The organism is Clostridium massiliamazoniense (assembly GCF_001403635.1).
GTDB lineage: Bacteria > Bacillota > Clostridia > Clostridiales > Clostridiaceae > Sarcina > Sarcina massiliamazoniense.
The window spans coordinates 238,535-254,484 of sequence record NZ_LN879467.1 but is presented as its reverse complement, the minus strand read 5'-3'; the positions used below and the strand labels follow the sequence as shown (position 1 = coordinate 254,484).

The following is a 15,950-nucleotide window of genomic DNA, read 5'->3' as shown; positions in this document are numbered from 1 at the left end:
ACTGTGTAAAACTAAATTTTGGTAGTACAATATTCAGTGAATACACAGTCTTTACTATTAATTAATTTCAAGGAACTTTTTTTATTTAATAGAAATTTTTCTAATGCAAATTCCATTTGTAAGTTTTTCTATCATTTTAGTGTTAATTTCTTTTATTATATTGGATTTTTCTGAGGACAAATAAGGCTTATTATTAATATAAATAGTAGGATCAACAATTCTCATTTTTATTTTTTGGTATATAGAATAATTAGTTTTATCTTCAATAACAATTAAGTTAGTATCTAATTCATTTATTAAATTTAATATAGATTGGTTATTTGAATTTTTTAAAATATTGAGTACTTCACTATCAGTTTTAAGCAAATCAGATTTATCTAAAATTTTTAACTTAAGAGCAATTTTTATTGCTTCAGAAAGATTATGAGAAGCATATAAATTTAGAGGATTCATAAGATAGCCTATGACTTCTTTATAATAGGTATTAACAAACCAAATGCTACTTTCTACGGAATTAATCATAATTTCATTATTTTTAAAAATTAAAGAATTTAAAAAAGTTTCTATTTCTTTCTTGTTTATTTTTTTATAATGATATAAATCCCTTAAAGTATAATCAATTCTGTCTGCGCATAGCTTTGGAGCTTTCTTTTCGAGAATAGACCAATTGCTTTCATTTAATATCCTTTCAATATTAAAACCATTAGCTTTTAAAATTTTTGGAATATCAGAATTTTTAACTATATTTTCAAATAAGTATTCATGATAATCTTCATTTTTATAATCAAGGGCACGATCAACAACATGAGAAAAAGCTGTATGTGAAATATCATGTATTAGCCCAGCAATTTGTTCTTCTACACTACCATTTAACATTTTTATTAAAAGCATAGTACCAATAGAATGTTCATATCTAGTAACATCCCAATATTTATTAACTAAAACACTTGAACCTCCTTGATATATATTTTTTAATCTTTGAATTTCAGGTGTTTCAATAATTTGAGATAAGATATCATCAATTTCAAATTCTCCATAAATACAATCCTTTATAATCATAAGTAATTCCCTCCTTTTAAAAATATAATATCATGTAAATTGTATTATAAGTTAATATTAATAAAAATATTAAAAATTTTGAAACTAAATAGAAAAATTATATATCATTATAGGTGTACATGCTAATTAAGCGCTTAATAAGATTTGTTATAGCTTTTATAGGGAGGATTTAATATGTCATTAAAGGAAGATAAAGTTAATGGATATTTAGATAATATTTGTTCATTAATAAAAAACAAAAGAGTACATGAAGAAGTAAAATCAGAAATTAAAGCTCATTTAGAAGAATTAGAGAGAGGCTACGAAAGAGATGGAAAGAGGGAAGAGGAAGCTACTGATTTAGCATTAAAAAGCTTAGGAAATCCTAAAGAAATAGGTAAGAATCTTAATAAAATTCACAGTGCTAAAATAGACTTTAAATTAATAATAACTGCATGTTTTCTAGTTATTTTTGGTTTCTTAGGGGTAGCCACTTTTGATAAGGGACAAAGTAGCATTATGGGAAATACATATCTTATGAATAATATTGTTTATATAATTATAGGTATTATATTTTTTATAATAGGACTTTTGTGGGATTTTAGAAAAATAAAAAAATATTCAATTTTCTTGTATTGTATTGCTTTAATAATAGAAATATGGTCTTATATAAGAATAAACATACCAACTGGAAGAATGGCATCATCACCTTTTATGCTTTTGGTGCCCTATATGACTTTATTTGCTCTCTCAGGATTATATATAAAAATAAATTGGAACAAAAAAATAAATGTAGCTATAGCTATTATTTTAGGATTAATTCCATTAGAAGCAATGAGATTAGATATAGAATCTCTGCCTATGTACGTATGTTATAGCATAGTATTAATGACTTTAATATATTTTAATAGTAAAAACAAAATTATAATATTTATAACAGGAATAATGGAGATAATAATATTTTTAGGAACTAATTTAGTGAGAAAGAAAATTATTATTACAGGTTACTTTGAATTAAATAATATATTTGATAAGGCTAAGATTATAGGAACAGGTACAAAGGTTGGGGATTTAGTATTGGGATTACATTATCCTTTAGTAAATATTATATATAATTACGGCTGGCTTTTTGGTGTAGTTACAATATTGAGTTTATTGTATTTCACTTGGAGAATAATTAGAATACCTTATTTAGTTAAAAGTATCTATGGAAAATCAATAAGTGCTTCAATTTCTATAATAATTTCTGTTCAAATAATATGGAGTATATTAATGAATTTAAATATAGTTCCATTTGTGCAATTATCAACAATATTTATAACTTACTCAGGTGTTGAAATGATATTAAATTTATTTTTAATAGGTCTATTAATAAACATTTATAAGGGAAGAACTCTTACACAATAAAATAATATATTTAATCAAAGGTGGGAGTATATCAAATTAGTACCTTAATTTATATTACTTTTATAAATGTATTTTTTTATCTGCTGAGATAGCTATATAGATACAAAATACTAGTATTAGAAGTTCTTTATTTTAGAAACTGTTGTAGAAAAAATATTAGAGCTTCTTTACGTAAGTGAGTGGTCACAAATGATGAACCTATATAGCTAGATAAAAGGCAGCGAGGATGTATCTGTAATTTGATACATCCTCATCTTACTTTTTAGGTAATATTAATAAAAATATTAAAAATTTTGAAACTAAATAGGAAAATTATATATCATTATAGGTGTACATGCTAATTAAGCGCTTAACAAAGGATGTGTTACTAATTGGAAAATTTAGAAGAAAAATTAGTTCAGATATATGAAGAAACATATAAGGATGTTTTCAGATATATAGTATCAAAATGTGAAAATATAGATGATGTTCAGGACTTGATTCAAAATACTTATTTGAATTTTTACAAAGCTATGAAAAAGAAAGAAATAAAAGAACCTAAAAAATACATTATAACTATTGCTAGAAATGAAATTTATAAAACTTACGGAATAGTAGCATTAGCAAAGAACCATATACCTATATTTTCTTTAGGAAATGATATTCAGGAGTATGTAATAGATGATGCATTAAAAATAACAGAGAATTATGAAGATAATATTCTTTGTGATGAAATATGGAGTTTTTTAGAAGGTGGAAATCTATTAACTTTGAAAATATTTATTTTTTATTTTAAAGAGGATATGAAGATAAAGGAAATTGCAAAGGTACTTTCTGTGAGTGAATCTACTGTAAAAAATAGATTATATAGAAAAATAAAAGAATTGAAAGATAAATTTAATATATAGAGGTGATTATTTTGAAGGCTTTATTAAAAAAATCTATTAATAAGAATATAGCTAGTAAAGATGAAATATTAAGTAATATATTAGGGACAATAAGAGAAGAGGAAAGTAATGAATGGATTAAAAATAACTTACCAATTTTATTATTACTTTTAATAAAACGCTCTGATAATTATGGAAATGGTTTAGTAAAAGAGGTTAATATAATTGCTAGTAAAAGACTAAATAATAAAGAAGGAAGTATATATCCAACTCTACATTCTTTAGAAAATAAAGGATTTATAAGTTCCTATTGGATTAAAGAAGAGGATACAGAAAGAAAGTATTATAAGGTGACAAGAAAAGGACATGCTTATTTAAAGGAAAAAGAAGAAGTTGTTGAAGATATAAAAAGTGATAGAAAATTAATAAATAGGGAGGCGTTTATATGGAGTTAAAGGAAGATAAGGTCAACATGTATTTAAATAGAGTTTGTTCTTTGATAAAAAATAAAAGAGTACATGAAGAAATAAAATTAGAAATGAAATCTCATATAGAGGATTTAGAAAATCAATATAAAAGAAAGGGGATAGAAGGAGATAAGGCTATGGAATTAGCCTTAAAAGAGATGGGGAATCCCACAGACATAGGAAAAAAACTTAATAAAGTGCATAAGGCTAAAATTGATTTTAAACTAATAGTATGTTCTTTTATACTCCTTATTTTTGGTGTTTTAAGTGCTTATAGTTTTGAAAATAGTTTTCAACCTGGGACTTGGGGCACAATAAGTTTAGTTTGGCATGGAATAGAGCTTCCAAGTGGTGAAATTGTAGTTAGGGACTTATTTTTTATAGGATTAGGAATACTATTTTTAATAGGTGGAATATTCTTTGATTTTAGAAAAATAAGAAGACTTTCAATAGGAATGTATATATTATCTATAATATTATGTATACTTGTATATTTTAATCAAAAAGGAATGGCGCATCCAGATCCGATGTTTGTGTGTGGACCAATAAATTTATATATGTTACCAATAGTAGCAATTTTATTTTTATTTGCTATTTCAGGATTCTATAAAAAAATAGATTGGAATAGTCATAGAAACTTATGGATAGCTGGATTTATAGGTATATTTCCTTTAATACTTATGAGGTATACAACTAATTCTGCTATTATGTTTGCGTATTATGCAATAAGTTACTCTATTATCACTTATATAAATAGTAAAAATAAAAAATATACAATAATAGTATCGATTATAAATATTACACTTTTTTTCATAACAACTTTAGGTATAACAATAAATATGATTTATGAAAATTCATGGAACTTTCAAGGGGTAAGAACTGTTCTCACTAATTCAAAATTAATAGGAGCAGGAGGAAATAGCAAATTTATGCTAGGACAAGGGTATCCAATAACAAATGTTATCTATAATTATGGATGGTTAGTGGGGATAATCATAATTTTAAGTTTATTGTATTTTTTATGGAGAATAATAAGAATTGCTTATGTTTCAAAAAGTAATTATGGAAAGTCTTTAGGATTTGTAATAGCAACTATAATATCAGTTGAAGTAATATGGAGCATATTTATGAATCTTAATATACTTCCTTTTACTTCAGCAGCAACTAGTATTGTAAATACTGGTGGACAAAGTATTGTATTAAATTTATTTTTAATAGGTTTATTAATAAATATATATAAGGGGAAAACCATAACTGACTAATTAATTCTTTAATAAAATGTTAGATGGATTTTTGGTTTCCTAATTAAATATAATATTCTAGTATTTAATAATCACTTAGTTTATGAGTGGTTATTTTTTTCGTGCCTGGTATGTATATAACTTGACGGTGAAAGTCAATTGTGGACTTGTTATAGGGAATCAATACTCAATAACAAGTGTATCTAGTATGAGATGGAATCTGAAGGAAATTGAAGACACAGTCTTAATCTGAGGAATATGAATTACATTATAAGGCTTGATGAATGAGTTTGTTTCTTTAATTTTAGGGATTTTATCTTTCTTTAGCAATTTATTTAATTGCCATAAATTTCTTATAACTAACTTTTTTATTATTCTTTAGCTATCTATTTATAGTTGATTTTGCATGCCATATTCACTGCTTATTTCTGCTACACTTATTTTAGAATTATATAAATCATAAATAATTTGTAAAAATATAAAGCATTTTTATAATTATTTAATTAATATGCATATTAATTAAATTACTTTTAGTATTTAAGGATATAAGAAGAGTAGAGTTTAAAGGCTATATTTAAATAATTATAAATAAGATAAAATAGATGGTTTCAATGGATATAAAAGTGAAAAAATAGATTTTTATGTATTTTTATTAAATTAAATGTAAATTTTGTGAATGAAAAGAAAAGATGATGTTCAAAAGTATTTATTTAAATTAAAAAATAAATTTAATTTTAAGTTAGAGATATTTATTAAAAATTTATTGATAATTATTTTTAATAAGTAAATAAAATGAAAAAAATAAATGTATACGATTAGCATTAAAATATTTTAAAAACCAGAATTGTCATAAAAATATATTGAATATTCTGAAAAATGAATTATATTATTTAATAAATTCAAAAATAGAATATTTATATTAAAATATAAGAAATACAAAGAAAAATAGAGAAAAATAAATATAATTTACTTTAACGAGAATTTAGATTTATATTTAATTTAATACTGTTAAATTTAAGATTTAAAAAAGAAGAAATATAGTTCTATAATAAAAAACATGAAGTGCACTTAGAAATTAAAGGAAAATCTAAGGCGTTTTGTATTAAAAAAAGGATAAAAATACAAGAAAAATAGGAATGAAATAATTAAAAATATGTAAATTTATTCATTTTAATCCTTTTAAGTACAAAATAATACAGGTATTAAGTACTTGTATTAAATAAAATGAAACTTTGCAATAAAAATATTGCAAATGTTTATTAATGCGAAATAAAATTGATAATTATTAAATTAGAGAACCTTTTAGGTACTAAAGTATCAATTTTATAATTTTTATATTAGGAGGTGAGAAGATGAATGTTTTTGGACCCTTGTTCATTTGGCATATAGGACCTCTAGCTATAAATGCTGATATAGTAATTCAATGGTTTGTAATGCTATTTTTAATAGTTGTTTTAGGAGGTTTGGCCACAACATTTAAAGTAGAAAATCCAGGGAAATTACAGTGTATTCTAGAAATGATTTATGAATATATTTCAGATTTAGTTGATAGCAACATGGGATTAGATTTCCATGGATATGTTCCTTTTGTAGGTACATTATTTTTATTTTTATTCATGTTGGATTGTCTTGGATTAATTGGATTTGGACCGCCAACAAGAAACTTAAGTGTAGTAATTGGCTTTACTATCATTGCAATATTGATTATTCATGGAACTGCAATTAAAAGAAAAGGAATCGGAAGATATTTCAAAGGTTTTATCCATCCTTATGCAGCTATGTTACCACTTAACATAATGGAAGCTATTGTATTCCCTTTATCTCTTTGTTTACGTCTTTGGGGGAATATGCTAGCAGCCGCTATAGTTATGTCACTAGTATATAAGTGGTTATATAGTATAACTTGGGTAGCTCAAATAGGATTTCCAATAATGCCACATTCATTCTTTGATTTATTTGATGGAGCACTTCAAACAGTAATATTTGTAATGTTAGTTGTTATTAACATTAAATTGGAGGTTGAGCATTAGAATTAAAATTTTATAAGGAGGTAGTTTTATGTTGACTGGTATAGGAATGGTTGCAGCAGGGATTGCAGTTATGACTGGTATAGGTGGTGGTATTGGAACTGGAATAGCAACATCAGAGGCTATTAAATCAATGACCAAGGAACCTAAATTAGCAGGAAAGATTCAAAGTTTATTTATAATGGGTACAGGACTTGCTGGTGCAACCGCTATTTACGGGTTAGTTGTAGCCATAATAATAATATTTGTTAAGTAGAAGGAGGTACAAGCTATGGATATAAGTCTTTTAGCTGCTGGTATCGCTGCATTAGCAGGGATTGGCGGAGGAATTGGAACTGGAATAGCAACAGCAGGGGCTATTAGAGCAACAGTTAAGCAACCTAATATGGCAAGTAAAATACAAGCTATTTTTATTATGGCATCAGGTCTTTGTGGTGCAACTGCTATTTATGGATTAATAATAGCCATAATAATACTATTTGTTAAATAGGTTTAAACTTCTACAAGTAGCATAATAAGTTAATATCTTAAGTAATATTTTAAAAATCTAGTTAAAGGAGGTTAAGTTATGGATATAGGAATATTAGGAGCAGGTTTAGCTGCTGTTACAAGTATAGGAGCAGGTATTGGAATAGGTATAGCTGCAGAAGGTGCCTGTGAAGGTATTGGTAGACGTCCTGAAATGATGGGAAAGATTCAAAGTACATTTATATTGGGAGCTGGATTAGCAGAAGCTACTGCAATATATGGATTGGTTATTGCGATAATATTATTATTTGTTAAATAACAATATTTAAAGATAACCTTTGGAAGGAGGTTAAAATAATATGGCAATTAGTTGGGAACAAGTGCTAGCGACAATAATTAACTTTATAATATTACTTATTATATTAAAATATGTTTTCTGGGGCAAACTCAAAGCAGTGATAGAAGAAAGAGAGAGACTCATTGTAGATAAAGTTGCTACAACTGAAAAGAATCTTAAGGAATCAGAGGAGTTAAAGCTAAAAAATAAGGAAATATTAAAGAATGCTAATTTAGAAGCTCAAAAGATTGCTGAGATGAAAAAGCAACAAGCAATGAAAAAGTTTGATGAAATAGTAAATGATGCAAAGGTAAAAGCAGATTCTATTAGAACAAGAGCAGAAGTTGATATTCAAAGAGAAAGTGAAAAAATGAGATATGAACTTAAACAAGAAGCTGTTGATATAGCTATTGATATATCTAAAAAAGCTGTTGGTGAAATTATAGATGAGAAAAAGCATAAAGAAATAATAGACAAGTTTATTGAACAGGTAGGTGTTTAGATATGTATGAATATTTAGACCGAAGATATGCTGTTGCTCTTTATAAAATAGCCAAAGAAAAAAATAAAGTTTCTCAAGTGATTTCAGAACTAAAGGAAGTTTGTGAAATTATTGAGGGGAACGAACAGTTAAAAGAAGTATTAGAACATCCTCAAATAAGTAGTGTAGAGAAAAAGGATTTTATCAATAAAATATTTAAAGGAAACATTGATGAAGATTTATTAAATTTTATAAATCTTTTAATTGAAAAGGATAGAATAGCAAATTTAAGATCAAAGTTTGATCAACTTGAAGCTATTATGTTAGAGGAAAATAATACAGTTAAAGCTACTGTTAAAACCTGTGTTAAACTTTCAAAAGAACAGTGTACAAAACTTATAGAGAAATTAGAGAAACAATACAACAAAAAGATAATGCTTGAAGAAGTTATAGATACAAGTATTATTGGAGGTGTTTATTTAAAGATAGGTAATAAGGTTATAGATGGAACCTTGGCTTATCAATATGATGAAATAAAAAATTCAATGGTAAATAAAAGATAAAGGTGGTGAACATATGAATATAAAGCCAGAAGAAATAACTTCTATAATAAAAAAAGAAGTTGAAAAGTATGAAAAAAAATTAGAAAAAGTAGATTCTGGTACAATTATTCAAATCGGTGACGGTGTTGCAAGGGTTCACGGACTAGATGATTGTGTAGAAGGAGAATTATTAAAATTCCCTAATAATGTATATGGAATGGCTCTGAATTTAGAGCAAGATAATGTTGGATGTGTATTGCTTGGCGAAGAAGAAGGTATAAGAGAAGGCGATATAGTAACTAGAACCGGAAAAATAGTGGAGGTTCCTGTAGGAAAAAACTTATTAGGAAGAGTTGTAAATTCATTAGGTGAACCTATAGATGGGAAGGGACCTATAGAAGCAGAAAGTCATAGATCAATAGAGGTTCCAGCAGCAAGCATTATAGATAGAAGTTCAGTTAATGAACCATTACAAACAGGAATAAAGGCTATAGATTCAATGGTTCCAATTGGTAAAGGACAAAGGGAACTTATAATTGGAGATAGACAAACAGGTAAAACTGCTATTGCTGTAGATACTATAATTAATCAAAAAGGAAAAGATGTAATTTGTATATATGTTGCAATTGGACAAAAACAATCTACAGTTGCAAATATAGTAAACACATTAACAGAAGAGGGTGCAATTGATTATACAATAATAGTTGCCGCAACAGCTTCAGATTCAGCACCTCTTCAATATATAGCACCTTATTCAGGATGTGCTATAGGAGAACATTTCATGTATGGTGGTAAAGATGTTCTTATAATTTATGATGACTTGTCTAAACATGCAGTTGCTTATAGAACAATGGCGTTATTATTAAGGAGACCACCAGGTAGAGAAGCTTATCCAGGTGATGTATTCTATATACATTCAAGACTTCTAGAAAGAGCAGCTAAGCTTTCAAAGGAACTGGGTAGTGGTTCAATGACAGCTTTACCAATAATTGAAACTCAAGCAGGAGATGTTTCAGCATATATTCCTACTAACGTAATATCAATTACAGATGGTCAGATATTCCTAGAAGGAGAGTTATTCCTATCAGGACAAAGACCAGCAGTTAATGCAGGGATATCAGTATCAAGGGTTGGTGGTAATGCTCAAATAAAAGCAATGAAAGAAGTTTCAGGTACTTTAAGATTAGAGCTTGCACAGTATACGGAATTAGTTTCCTTTGCTCAATTTGGATCAGATTTAGATAGGGATACTCAAAGAAGACTGGCAAAAGGAAAACGAATAGTGGAAATATTAAAACAAGACCAATATAAGCCTATGTCTGTGGAAGATCAAATCTTTATAATTTATGTTGCTGTAAATGATTATTTATCTGACATTGCAGTTACTGATGTAAGAAAGTTCGAAATAGAATTTTTAGAGTATATACATGATAATGCTACAGATTTAATAAGTATTATTCAAAAAGAAAAGAAATTAACTGATGAATTTAAAGAAAAAATGGAAAATGTAATTCAAGAATTTAAAAATATATTTAAAGAAAAAATGTAGAAATTTATAGGGGATATACCTAGATTTTTAAATATTATGATTTAGGTATAAATCCCTTATTTACAGAAGGGAGGAGTGAGTTAATGGCAGCTGGATTGTTAGATATAAAAAGAAGAATAAAAAGTGTTAAAAGTACTAAAAAAATAACAAAAGCTATGGGTTTAGTAGCAACAGCAAAATTAAGAAAAACTAAAAATTTACTTGTAGTAAATGATGAGTATTTTAATAGTTTAGATAGAATTAGAGATAAAATATTTAGTGCTATAGAGGTCGGTTGTGAAAGTCCTTTTGTAAATGAAAATAGTAGTGAGAAAAAGTTGATTGTTTTATTCGCATCAAATTCTGGGCTATGTGGTGGATTTAATGCTAATGTAACAACTTATTTAAATAATACTTATAGTGATAATAAAAATAATGTTAGTGTATTTCTTATTGGTAGAAGAGGAGAAGCTTATTTAAAAAAATTTGGTTTTACAATTTATGATAAATTTTTTGATTTCAAGGAAAATTTAGATTTAAAAGATGCTAGAACTATAAGTAGTAAAATTCTCGATGCTTACTTAAATAATGAATTTGGTCAAATAAGTTTAATAAGTACAGTTTTTAAATCATCTATTGATCAAGAAGTTAATGAATGTATAATACTCCCTTTTACAAAGGATAATACAAATAATTTGGTTGATAATGATGAGAATGTAATAAATGGAGAAAATGAAAGAGAAATATTTGAATCAGAAGTACCGGATGAAGAGCTTGTATCAGTTTTTCTATATAGATATTTAGAAGGAAAACTAATAAATGCAATGGTACATTCAAGAGCTTGTGAAGAAAATTTTAGAATGCAAGCTATGGATGGAGCAACAAAGAATGCAGATGATATTCTTGAAAAACTTCAAAGTAAATACAATAGAATAAGACAAGGTGCAATAACTCAAGAAATATCAGAAATAGTTGGAGGAGCAGAAGCGCAAAAATAATAAGGAGGTATAGTAATGGATAATAATGTAGGAAAAGTAGTACAAGTAATAGGTCCAGTAGTAGACATAAAGTTCGAAAATGGAAATCTACCCAATATATATAATGCTATTCATATAAAACTAGAGAAGAGAATATTGGTTTGTGAAGTTGAGCAACATGTTGGCGATGACATAGTAAGAACAATTGCAATGGAAGAAACAGAGGGATTAAAAAGAGGAGTAGATGCAATAGATACTGGTAAGCCAATTTCTGTTCCAGTTGGAGAAGGAGTATTAGGAAGATTATTTAATGTTCTTGGAAATACAATTGATAACAAGGGGGATGTTGAGTATAAAACTAAATATCCTATTCATAGACAAGCTCCTGTATTTGAAGATTTATCAGTTGTTCCAGAGATGTTTGAAACAGGAATCAAGGTAATAGATTTAATAGCACCTTACCAAAGAGGTGGTAAAATAGGACTATTTGGTGGTGCTGGAGTTGGAAAAACAGTTTTAATACAAGAACTTATAAGTAATATAGCTAAAGAACATGGTGGTCTTTCTGTATTTACAGGAGTTGGTGAAAGATCAAGAGAAGGAAATGACCTTTTAGGTGAAATGACAGAGTCTGGTGTTATAAATAAAACAGCATTGGTCTTTGGACAAATGAATGAACCACCAGGTGCTAGAATGAGAGTTGCTTTAACTGGATTAACAATGGCAGAATATTTCAGAGACCAAGGTCAAGATATGCTTTTATTTATAGATAATATATTCAGATTTTCACAAGCTGGATCAGAAGTATCAGCATTACTTGGAAGAATTCCATCAGCAGTTGGATATCAGCCAACTCTTGCTACAGAAATGGGTGACTTACAAGAAAGAATAACATCAACAAAAAGTGGTTCAATAACATCTGTACAAGCAGTTTATGTTCCAGCTGATGACTTAACAGACCCAGCACCAGCTACAACATTTACACATCTAGATGCAACAACAGTATTATCAAGAAGCGTAGTTGAACTTGGTATATATCCAGCAGTTGACCCATTAGATTCTTCATCTAGAATATTAGACCCTAGAATAGTTGGTGAAGAACATTATAATGTAGCAACTAGTGTTAAAAATATATTAGAAAGATATAAAGAACTTCAAGATATAATAGCTATATTAGGTGTTGATGAACTTTCAGATGAAGATAAATTAATAGTTTCTAGGGGAAGAAAAGTTCAAAGATTTTTATCTCAACCATTTACTGTTGCAGAACAATTTACAGGCATGCAAGGTAGATATGTTCCAGTAAAAGAGACTATAAGAGGATTTAAAGAAATAATTGAAGGCAAACATGATGATTTACCAGAATCAGCATTTTTATTTGTTGGAACTATAGATGAAGCAGTTGAAAAAGCAAAACAAATGAATAAATAGGAGGGTTAATATGAAAACTTTTAAGTTATTACTTATTACTCCCTATGTTAAAAAATATGATGGAGAAGTAAAAAACATTATATGTAAAAACTCAGAAGGTGAATTTTCTATAAATGTGGACTATCAACATTTTCTATCAACAACTGTTTCTAGTGAACTGATTATAACTGATGATAAAGATAATAAAATATCATACTTTGTTTCAGGTGGTATGATAGAAGTAAGTAATAATGTAGTTACCTTATGTGTTGATTCTGCTGAAACTAGAGAAGAAATAGACATAAAAAGGGCTGAACTAGCAAAAGAAAGAGCTGAAGATAGGTTATCTAAGAGTAATGAGAAAGATGATGTAATAGAAGAATTAAGAATAAATTTAGCATTACAAAGAGCTATTGCTAGAATAGATTTTTATAATAATAAAAACTTATAAAGAGGAGAGCAATTATGAATAATAAAAATTTTGAAAGTAAAGTAGTATCAAAATTTATTACTATTTTAACAATAATTTCAGCTTTAATAATTATATATATGACCTATCTAGTTGTAAGAAGAGAGGTAACTAGTATAGTTTTATATTGTTCAATAGTATTTATGGCAGTTTTACCACCATTTAGTATGGCTATGTTCAGAAAAATATTTAATAGTATTGTTACAGTACCAGTAGAAGTAGAAAAGAGTATTAATAATAATTAATAAAAGAATAATAAAAATAGGACAACATTGTTAAATATAATGTTGTCCTATTTTTATTAGATAAATTAAAGGAGGTATTAAGTTAATAATTATATATAGTAAAAGGGTTTTTAATTTTAAAATAGAATATATTAAAGAAAGAAAAGGAACAAGAAGAATTGGTTTTAGGGGGAATTATAGTGAAAAATGAATTTAAGGTAAGTTTAAGCTTAGAAGAAACAGTTTCCTTTTTAAAAAAGGAGCTTGTTAGAAGAAGTCTTACAGGAGATCTTGTAAATGAAAGAATAATAGAGAGTGATGGAAAAAAAGTTGTGAATCTAATTTTTGTAAAGCATTATTGGAGAGCAGCTAATCATGTATCCTTAACTGTTACTATAGATAATTTTGAAGGAGTAGTTAGAGTTTATTCTTTTGGAAGTGGTGGTGGAGAAGGCTTATTTAAATTTGATTGGGGCGCTTCAGAAAGTTTTGCAGATTCAGTTAGAATTGCTTTAAAAAAGTACATTATTAAGTAAGCTATAATTTGGTAGTGAAAGAGTTGTTAATTATATATGTATAAATGTGATATAATTTTTAAGGAAGTGCTAATTATAATATAAAGTTTTATTATATAGATGCGGGAATATTGCTTAGTTTTTTAAAGTAATAATAGAAATTTAAGAGAGCACTTAGATAGAGCTTTGACTCTAACTAAATGACAGTAGTCTTATCTAAGGAACTGTGTTTGTTTATCTTCAGTTTATAGAATATTGAAGTGTTGTAGATGCTAATAATTAGATAAATCTAAAGATTAATGTAGAAAGAAACGGGGGAAGAATATATGAAAACTAATTATCATACACATAATCAAAGATGTAATCATGCAATTGGAGTTATAGAGGATTATGTAATAGCAGCAATAGAAGAAAATTATGATGAAATAGGGCTTTCAGACCATTTACCTCACCCAGGGAAGGATATAGATAATGCTTTTAGAATGAAATATGAAGAATTACCTGAATATTTCAAGGAAATTGATAAAGTAAAAGAAAAGTATGGACATAAAATATCTATAAGAAAAGCAATAGAATGTGAGTATTTTGAAGATTTTCAGTGGCTTTATAATGAGTTGAAAGAAAAATATGAAGTTGATTATTTATTATTAGGAGTTCACTTTTTCCCATATAAAGGGCAATGGCTTTATGTAGGTGGTGTTTCTTTAGATAAAGAAATGCTAGAAGCTTATGTTGACCATGTTGTAAAATCAATGAAATCTGGATTGTTTAAGTATATTGCTCACCCAGACCTTTTTGGAGTGTCCTATAGAGATTGGGATGAGGAAGCTATAAAACAAGCTAGAAGAATATTAGAAACAGCAGAAGAAATGAATTTACCAATTGAAATAAATATAAATGGATTTAATAGAGGTACTATTAAATATAATAATGGGACAAGGTATCAATATCCTATAAAGGATTTTTGGGAACTATCAAAGGAATATAATGTTACTAGAATTTTAGGTGTTGATGCTCATGATCCAAAACACTTAAAAGACTTAGAAAAGGGACTTAATTTTGCTAAAGAACTCCATATAGAAGTAATTGATAAATTAGAATTTTAATTTTAAGGTGTTATTTAAAGATAGATTTTTCCTTCTTTAAAATAACACCTTTTTGTATGTTAAGGTCTAAATGAAGTTCCGCTACACTTAGGACATGGAGGAAGATTATCTGTAGCATCATCTAAATGTACTTTTTGTCCACAATTTGTACATATGTAAGTGCCTACACCTGGTTCAGTACCTGTTTTACTCATATAAATCGTCCTTTCAATAAATTTATTTATATAATACAAAATTAAAGTAAATTAATTCTATATTATATAATTATATTATTAGCATTATTGAGAAATTTATGTTGAAGAGTTATTGGAATAGGAAGAATTGCAGATATTTATTGAGGTATATTATTAAGTATAGACTAAGAATTAATATAGAGAATAAAAACATAAGTTTATAAACGTAGACTTAATTTAGGTAGAGTTTTAACTCTATATTTAGTGGGTTATATCTGCTTATATTTAGCTTATAGACTAAGATCAGAGAAAAAATTATAAAAAGTAAAAGAAGGAATAAAGAAGGATGAATAAAATAAAAACAAATAAAGAAATAGAAAATTTAATAAATAATGAATCCATTTCATTAATTTATTTTACTGGAAACACCTGTATGGCATGTGATGTTATTAAGGGAAAGCTTAGTGAAATAATAAAAGAATATCCAAAGGTTAAAATGGGTGTTATTAATGGAGAAGAACAAGTAAAATTAGCTGCTGATTACAGTGTTTTTTCATTACCATTACTTATTTTATATGTTGATGGAAAGGAAAGCTTTAGAGTAGGGAGAAATTTTAGTGTTTTAGAATTTATGGAAGTTTTAGATAGATATTATGATATGATGGAACTTTAAA

At 27.1% G+C, this 15,950-nt stretch carries 20 protein-coding genes; 18 read left to right on the top strand and 2 right to left on the bottom strand.

Annotated elements, in window-relative coordinates; translation table 11 throughout:
- Nucleotides 1–81 precede the first annotated feature (81 nt).
- Entirely contained in the window at nt 82–1,059 is a 978-nt protein-coding gene (locus ARA19_RS05145) for an HD domain-containing protein (protein WP_055069897.1), read from the bottom strand.
- Nucleotides 1,060–1,233: 174 nt separating this feature from the next.
- Between ARA19_RS05145 and ARA19_RS05140 the strand changes: the two genes are divergently transcribed.
- From ARA19_RS05140 to ARA19_RS05060, 17 genes are all read left to right on the top strand, one after another.
- On the top strand, nt 1,234–2,445 hold the full coding sequence (locus tag ARA19_RS05140; protein ID WP_055069896.1) for a permease prefix domain 1-containing protein: 1,212 nt from the start codon (nt 1,234–1,236) through the stop codon (nt 2,443–2,445).
- A 371-nt stretch (nt 2,446–2,816) separates the two neighbouring features.
- The gene (locus tag ARA19_RS05135) at nt 2,817–3,332 is read left to right on the top strand and encodes an RNA polymerase sigma factor (RefSeq protein ID WP_055069895.1); all 516 of its coding nucleotides are present in this window, start codon (nt 2,817–2,819) and stop codon (nt 3,330–3,332) included.
- Nucleotides 3,333–3,343: 11 nt separating this feature from the next.
- Entirely contained in the window at nt 3,344–3,766 is a 423-nt protein-coding gene (locus tag ARA19_RS05130) for a PadR family transcriptional regulator (RefSeq protein ID WP_055069894.1), read from the top strand.
- Nucleotides 3,757–5,040, top strand: coding sequence for a permease prefix domain 1-containing protein (locus tag ARA19_RS05125; RefSeq protein ID WP_055069893.1), 1,284 nt, complete (start codon nt 3,757–3,759; stop codon nt 5,038–5,040). Before ARA19_RS05130 ends, ARA19_RS05125 begins: the two co-directional genes overlap by 10 nt.
- A gap of 1,331 nt (nt 5,041–6,371) precedes the next feature.
- On the top strand, nt 6,372–7,049 hold the full coding sequence (locus tag ARA19_RS05120) for a F0F1 ATP synthase subunit A (RefSeq protein ID WP_055069892.1): 678 nt from the start codon (nt 6,372–6,374) through the stop codon (nt 7,047–7,049).
- 28 nt (nt 7,050–7,077) lie between these two features.
- Complete coding sequence (gene atpE, locus ARA19_RS05115) at nt 7,078–7,302, top strand: ATP synthase F0 subunit C (RefSeq protein ID WP_055069891.1); 225 nt, start codon at nt 7,078–7,080, stop codon at nt 7,300–7,302.
- 15 nt (nt 7,303–7,317) lie between these two features.
- Entirely contained in the window at nt 7,318–7,536 is a 219-nt protein-coding gene (locus ARA19_RS05110) for an ATP F0F1 synthase subunit C (protein ID WP_055069890.1), read from the top strand.
- 78 nt (nt 7,537–7,614) lie between these two features.
- Nucleotides 7,615–7,833 carry an ATP synthase F0 subunit C gene (gene atpE / locus ARA19_RS05105; RefSeq protein ID WP_055069889.1) on the top strand — a complete coding sequence of 73 codons (219 nt, stop codon included), beginning with the start codon at nt 7,615–7,617 and terminating at the stop codon, nt 7,831–7,833.
- Nucleotides 7,834–7,873: 40 nt separating this feature from the next.
- Nucleotides 7,874–8,353, top strand: coding sequence for a F0F1 ATP synthase subunit B (locus ARA19_RS05100; RefSeq protein ID WP_055069888.1), 480 nt, complete (start codon nt 7,874–7,876; stop codon nt 8,351–8,353).
- Between the two features lie 2 nt (nt 8,354–8,355).
- The gene (locus ARA19_RS05095) at nt 8,356–8,895 is read left to right on the top strand and encodes a F0F1 ATP synthase subunit delta (RefSeq protein ID WP_055069887.1); all 540 of its coding nucleotides are present in this window, start codon (nt 8,356–8,358) and stop codon (nt 8,893–8,895) included.
- A gap of 13 nt (nt 8,896–8,908) precedes the next feature.
- Nucleotides 8,909–10,423: a F0F1 ATP synthase subunit alpha gene (atpA, locus tag ARA19_RS05090; protein ID WP_055069886.1), complete on the top strand. Its 1,515-nt coding sequence runs from the start codon at nt 8,909–8,911 to the stop codon at nt 10,421–10,423.
- 83 nt (nt 10,424–10,506) lie between these two features.
- Entirely contained in the window at nt 10,507–11,400 is an 894-nt protein-coding gene (gene atpG, locus ARA19_RS05085) for an ATP synthase F1 subunit gamma (RefSeq protein ID WP_055069885.1), read from the top strand.
- Nucleotides 11,401–11,415: 15 nt separating this feature from the next.
- Nucleotides 11,416–12,810: a F0F1 ATP synthase subunit beta gene (gene atpD / locus ARA19_RS05080; protein WP_055069884.1), complete on the top strand. Its 1,395-nt coding sequence runs from the start codon at nt 11,416–11,418 to the stop codon at nt 12,808–12,810.
- A gap of 10 nt (nt 12,811–12,820) precedes the next feature.
- Nucleotides 12,821–13,240 (top strand): ATP synthase F1 subunit epsilon, encoded by a 420-nt coding sequence (atpC, locus tag ARA19_RS05075; RefSeq protein WP_055069883.1) that lies wholly within the window; start codon nt 12,821–12,823, stop codon nt 13,238–13,240.
- A 14-nt stretch (nt 13,241–13,254) separates the two neighbouring features.
- Nucleotides 13,255–13,503, top strand: coding sequence for a hypothetical protein (locus ARA19_RS05070; protein ID WP_055069882.1), 249 nt, complete (start codon nt 13,255–13,257; stop codon nt 13,501–13,503).
- Nucleotides 13,504–13,682: 179 nt separating this feature from the next.
- Nucleotides 13,683–14,018, top strand: a complete 336-nt coding sequence (locus tag ARA19_RS05065; RefSeq protein WP_055069881.1) for a DUF6054 family protein — start codon at nt 13,683–13,685, stop codon at nt 14,016–14,018.
- Between the two features lie 305 nt (nt 14,019–14,323).
- Nucleotides 14,324–15,103, top strand: coding sequence for a histidinol-phosphatase (locus ARA19_RS05060; protein WP_055069880.1), 780 nt, complete (start codon nt 14,324–14,326; stop codon nt 15,101–15,103).
- Between the two features lie 59 nt (nt 15,104–15,162).
- Here the strand turns inward: ARA19_RS05060 and ARA19_RS05055 are convergent, their stop codons facing one another.
- Complete coding sequence (locus tag ARA19_RS05055) at nt 15,163–15,297, bottom strand: zinc ribbon-containing protein (protein ID WP_055069879.1); 135 nt, start codon at nt 15,295–15,297, stop codon at nt 15,163–15,165.
- A gap of 325 nt (nt 15,298–15,622) precedes the next feature.
- Between ARA19_RS05055 and ARA19_RS05050 the strand changes: the two genes are divergently transcribed.
- Nucleotides 15,623–15,949 carry a thioredoxin family protein gene (locus tag ARA19_RS05050; RefSeq protein ID WP_055069878.1) on the top strand — a complete coding sequence of 109 codons (327 nt, stop codon included), beginning with the start codon at nt 15,623–15,625 and terminating at the stop codon, nt 15,947–15,949.
- The last annotated feature ends 1 nt before the right edge of the window (nt 15,950 follow it).

What these genes read in the sequence shown, in the direction of transcription:
- ARA19_RS05145 (WP_055069897.1), bottom strand. Translation starts at nt 1,059, where the DNA reads ATGATTATAAAGGATTGTATTTATGGAGAATTTGAAATTGATGATATC.
- ARA19_RS05140 (WP_055069896.1), top strand. Translation starts at nt 1,234, where the DNA reads ATGTCATTAAAGGAAGATAAAGTTAATGGATATTTAGATAATATTTGT.
- ARA19_RS05125 (WP_055069893.1), top strand. Translation starts at nt 3,757, where the DNA reads ATGGAGTTAAAGGAAGATAAGGTCAACATGTATTTAAATAGAGTTTGT.
- ARA19_RS05120 (WP_055069892.1), top strand. Translation starts at nt 6,372, where the DNA reads ATGAATGTTTTTGGACCCTTGTTCATTTGGCATATAGGACCTCTAGCT.
- atpE (WP_055069891.1), top strand. Translation starts at nt 7,078, where the DNA reads ATGTTGACTGGTATAGGAATGGTTGCAGCAGGGATTGCAGTTATGACT.
- ARA19_RS05110 (WP_055069890.1), top strand. Translation starts at nt 7,318, where the DNA reads ATGGATATAAGTCTTTTAGCTGCTGGTATCGCTGCATTAGCAGGGATT.
- atpE (WP_055069889.1), top strand. Translation starts at nt 7,615, where the DNA reads ATGGATATAGGAATATTAGGAGCAGGTTTAGCTGCTGTTACAAGTATA.
- ARA19_RS05100 (WP_055069888.1), top strand. Translation starts at nt 7,874, where the DNA reads ATGGCAATTAGTTGGGAACAAGTGCTAGCGACAATAATTAACTTTATA.
- ARA19_RS05095 (WP_055069887.1), top strand. Translation starts at nt 8,356, where the DNA reads ATGTATGAATATTTAGACCGAAGATATGCTGTTGCTCTTTATAAAATA.
- atpA (WP_055069886.1), top strand. Translation starts at nt 8,909, where the DNA reads ATGAATATAAAGCCAGAAGAAATAACTTCTATAATAAAAAAAGAAGTT.
- atpG (WP_055069885.1), top strand. Translation starts at nt 10,507, where the DNA reads ATGGCAGCTGGATTGTTAGATATAAAAAGAAGAATAAAAAGTGTTAAA.
- atpD (WP_055069884.1), top strand. Translation starts at nt 11,416, where the DNA reads ATGGATAATAATGTAGGAAAAGTAGTACAAGTAATAGGTCCAGTAGTA.
- atpC (WP_055069883.1), top strand. Translation starts at nt 12,821, where the DNA reads ATGAAAACTTTTAAGTTATTACTTATTACTCCCTATGTTAAAAAATAT.
- ARA19_RS05070 (WP_055069882.1), top strand. Translation starts at nt 13,255, where the DNA reads ATGAATAATAAAAATTTTGAAAGTAAAGTAGTATCAAAATTTATTACT.
- ARA19_RS05060 (WP_055069880.1), top strand. Translation starts at nt 14,324, where the DNA reads ATGAAAACTAATTATCATACACATAATCAAAGATGTAATCATGCAATT.
- ARA19_RS05055 (WP_055069879.1), bottom strand. Translation starts at nt 15,297, where the DNA reads ATGAGTAAAACAGGTACTGAACCAGGTGTAGGCACTTACATATGTACA.
- ARA19_RS05050 (WP_055069878.1), top strand. Translation starts at nt 15,623, where the DNA reads ATGAATAAAATAAAAACAAATAAAGAAATAGAAAATTTAATAAATAAT.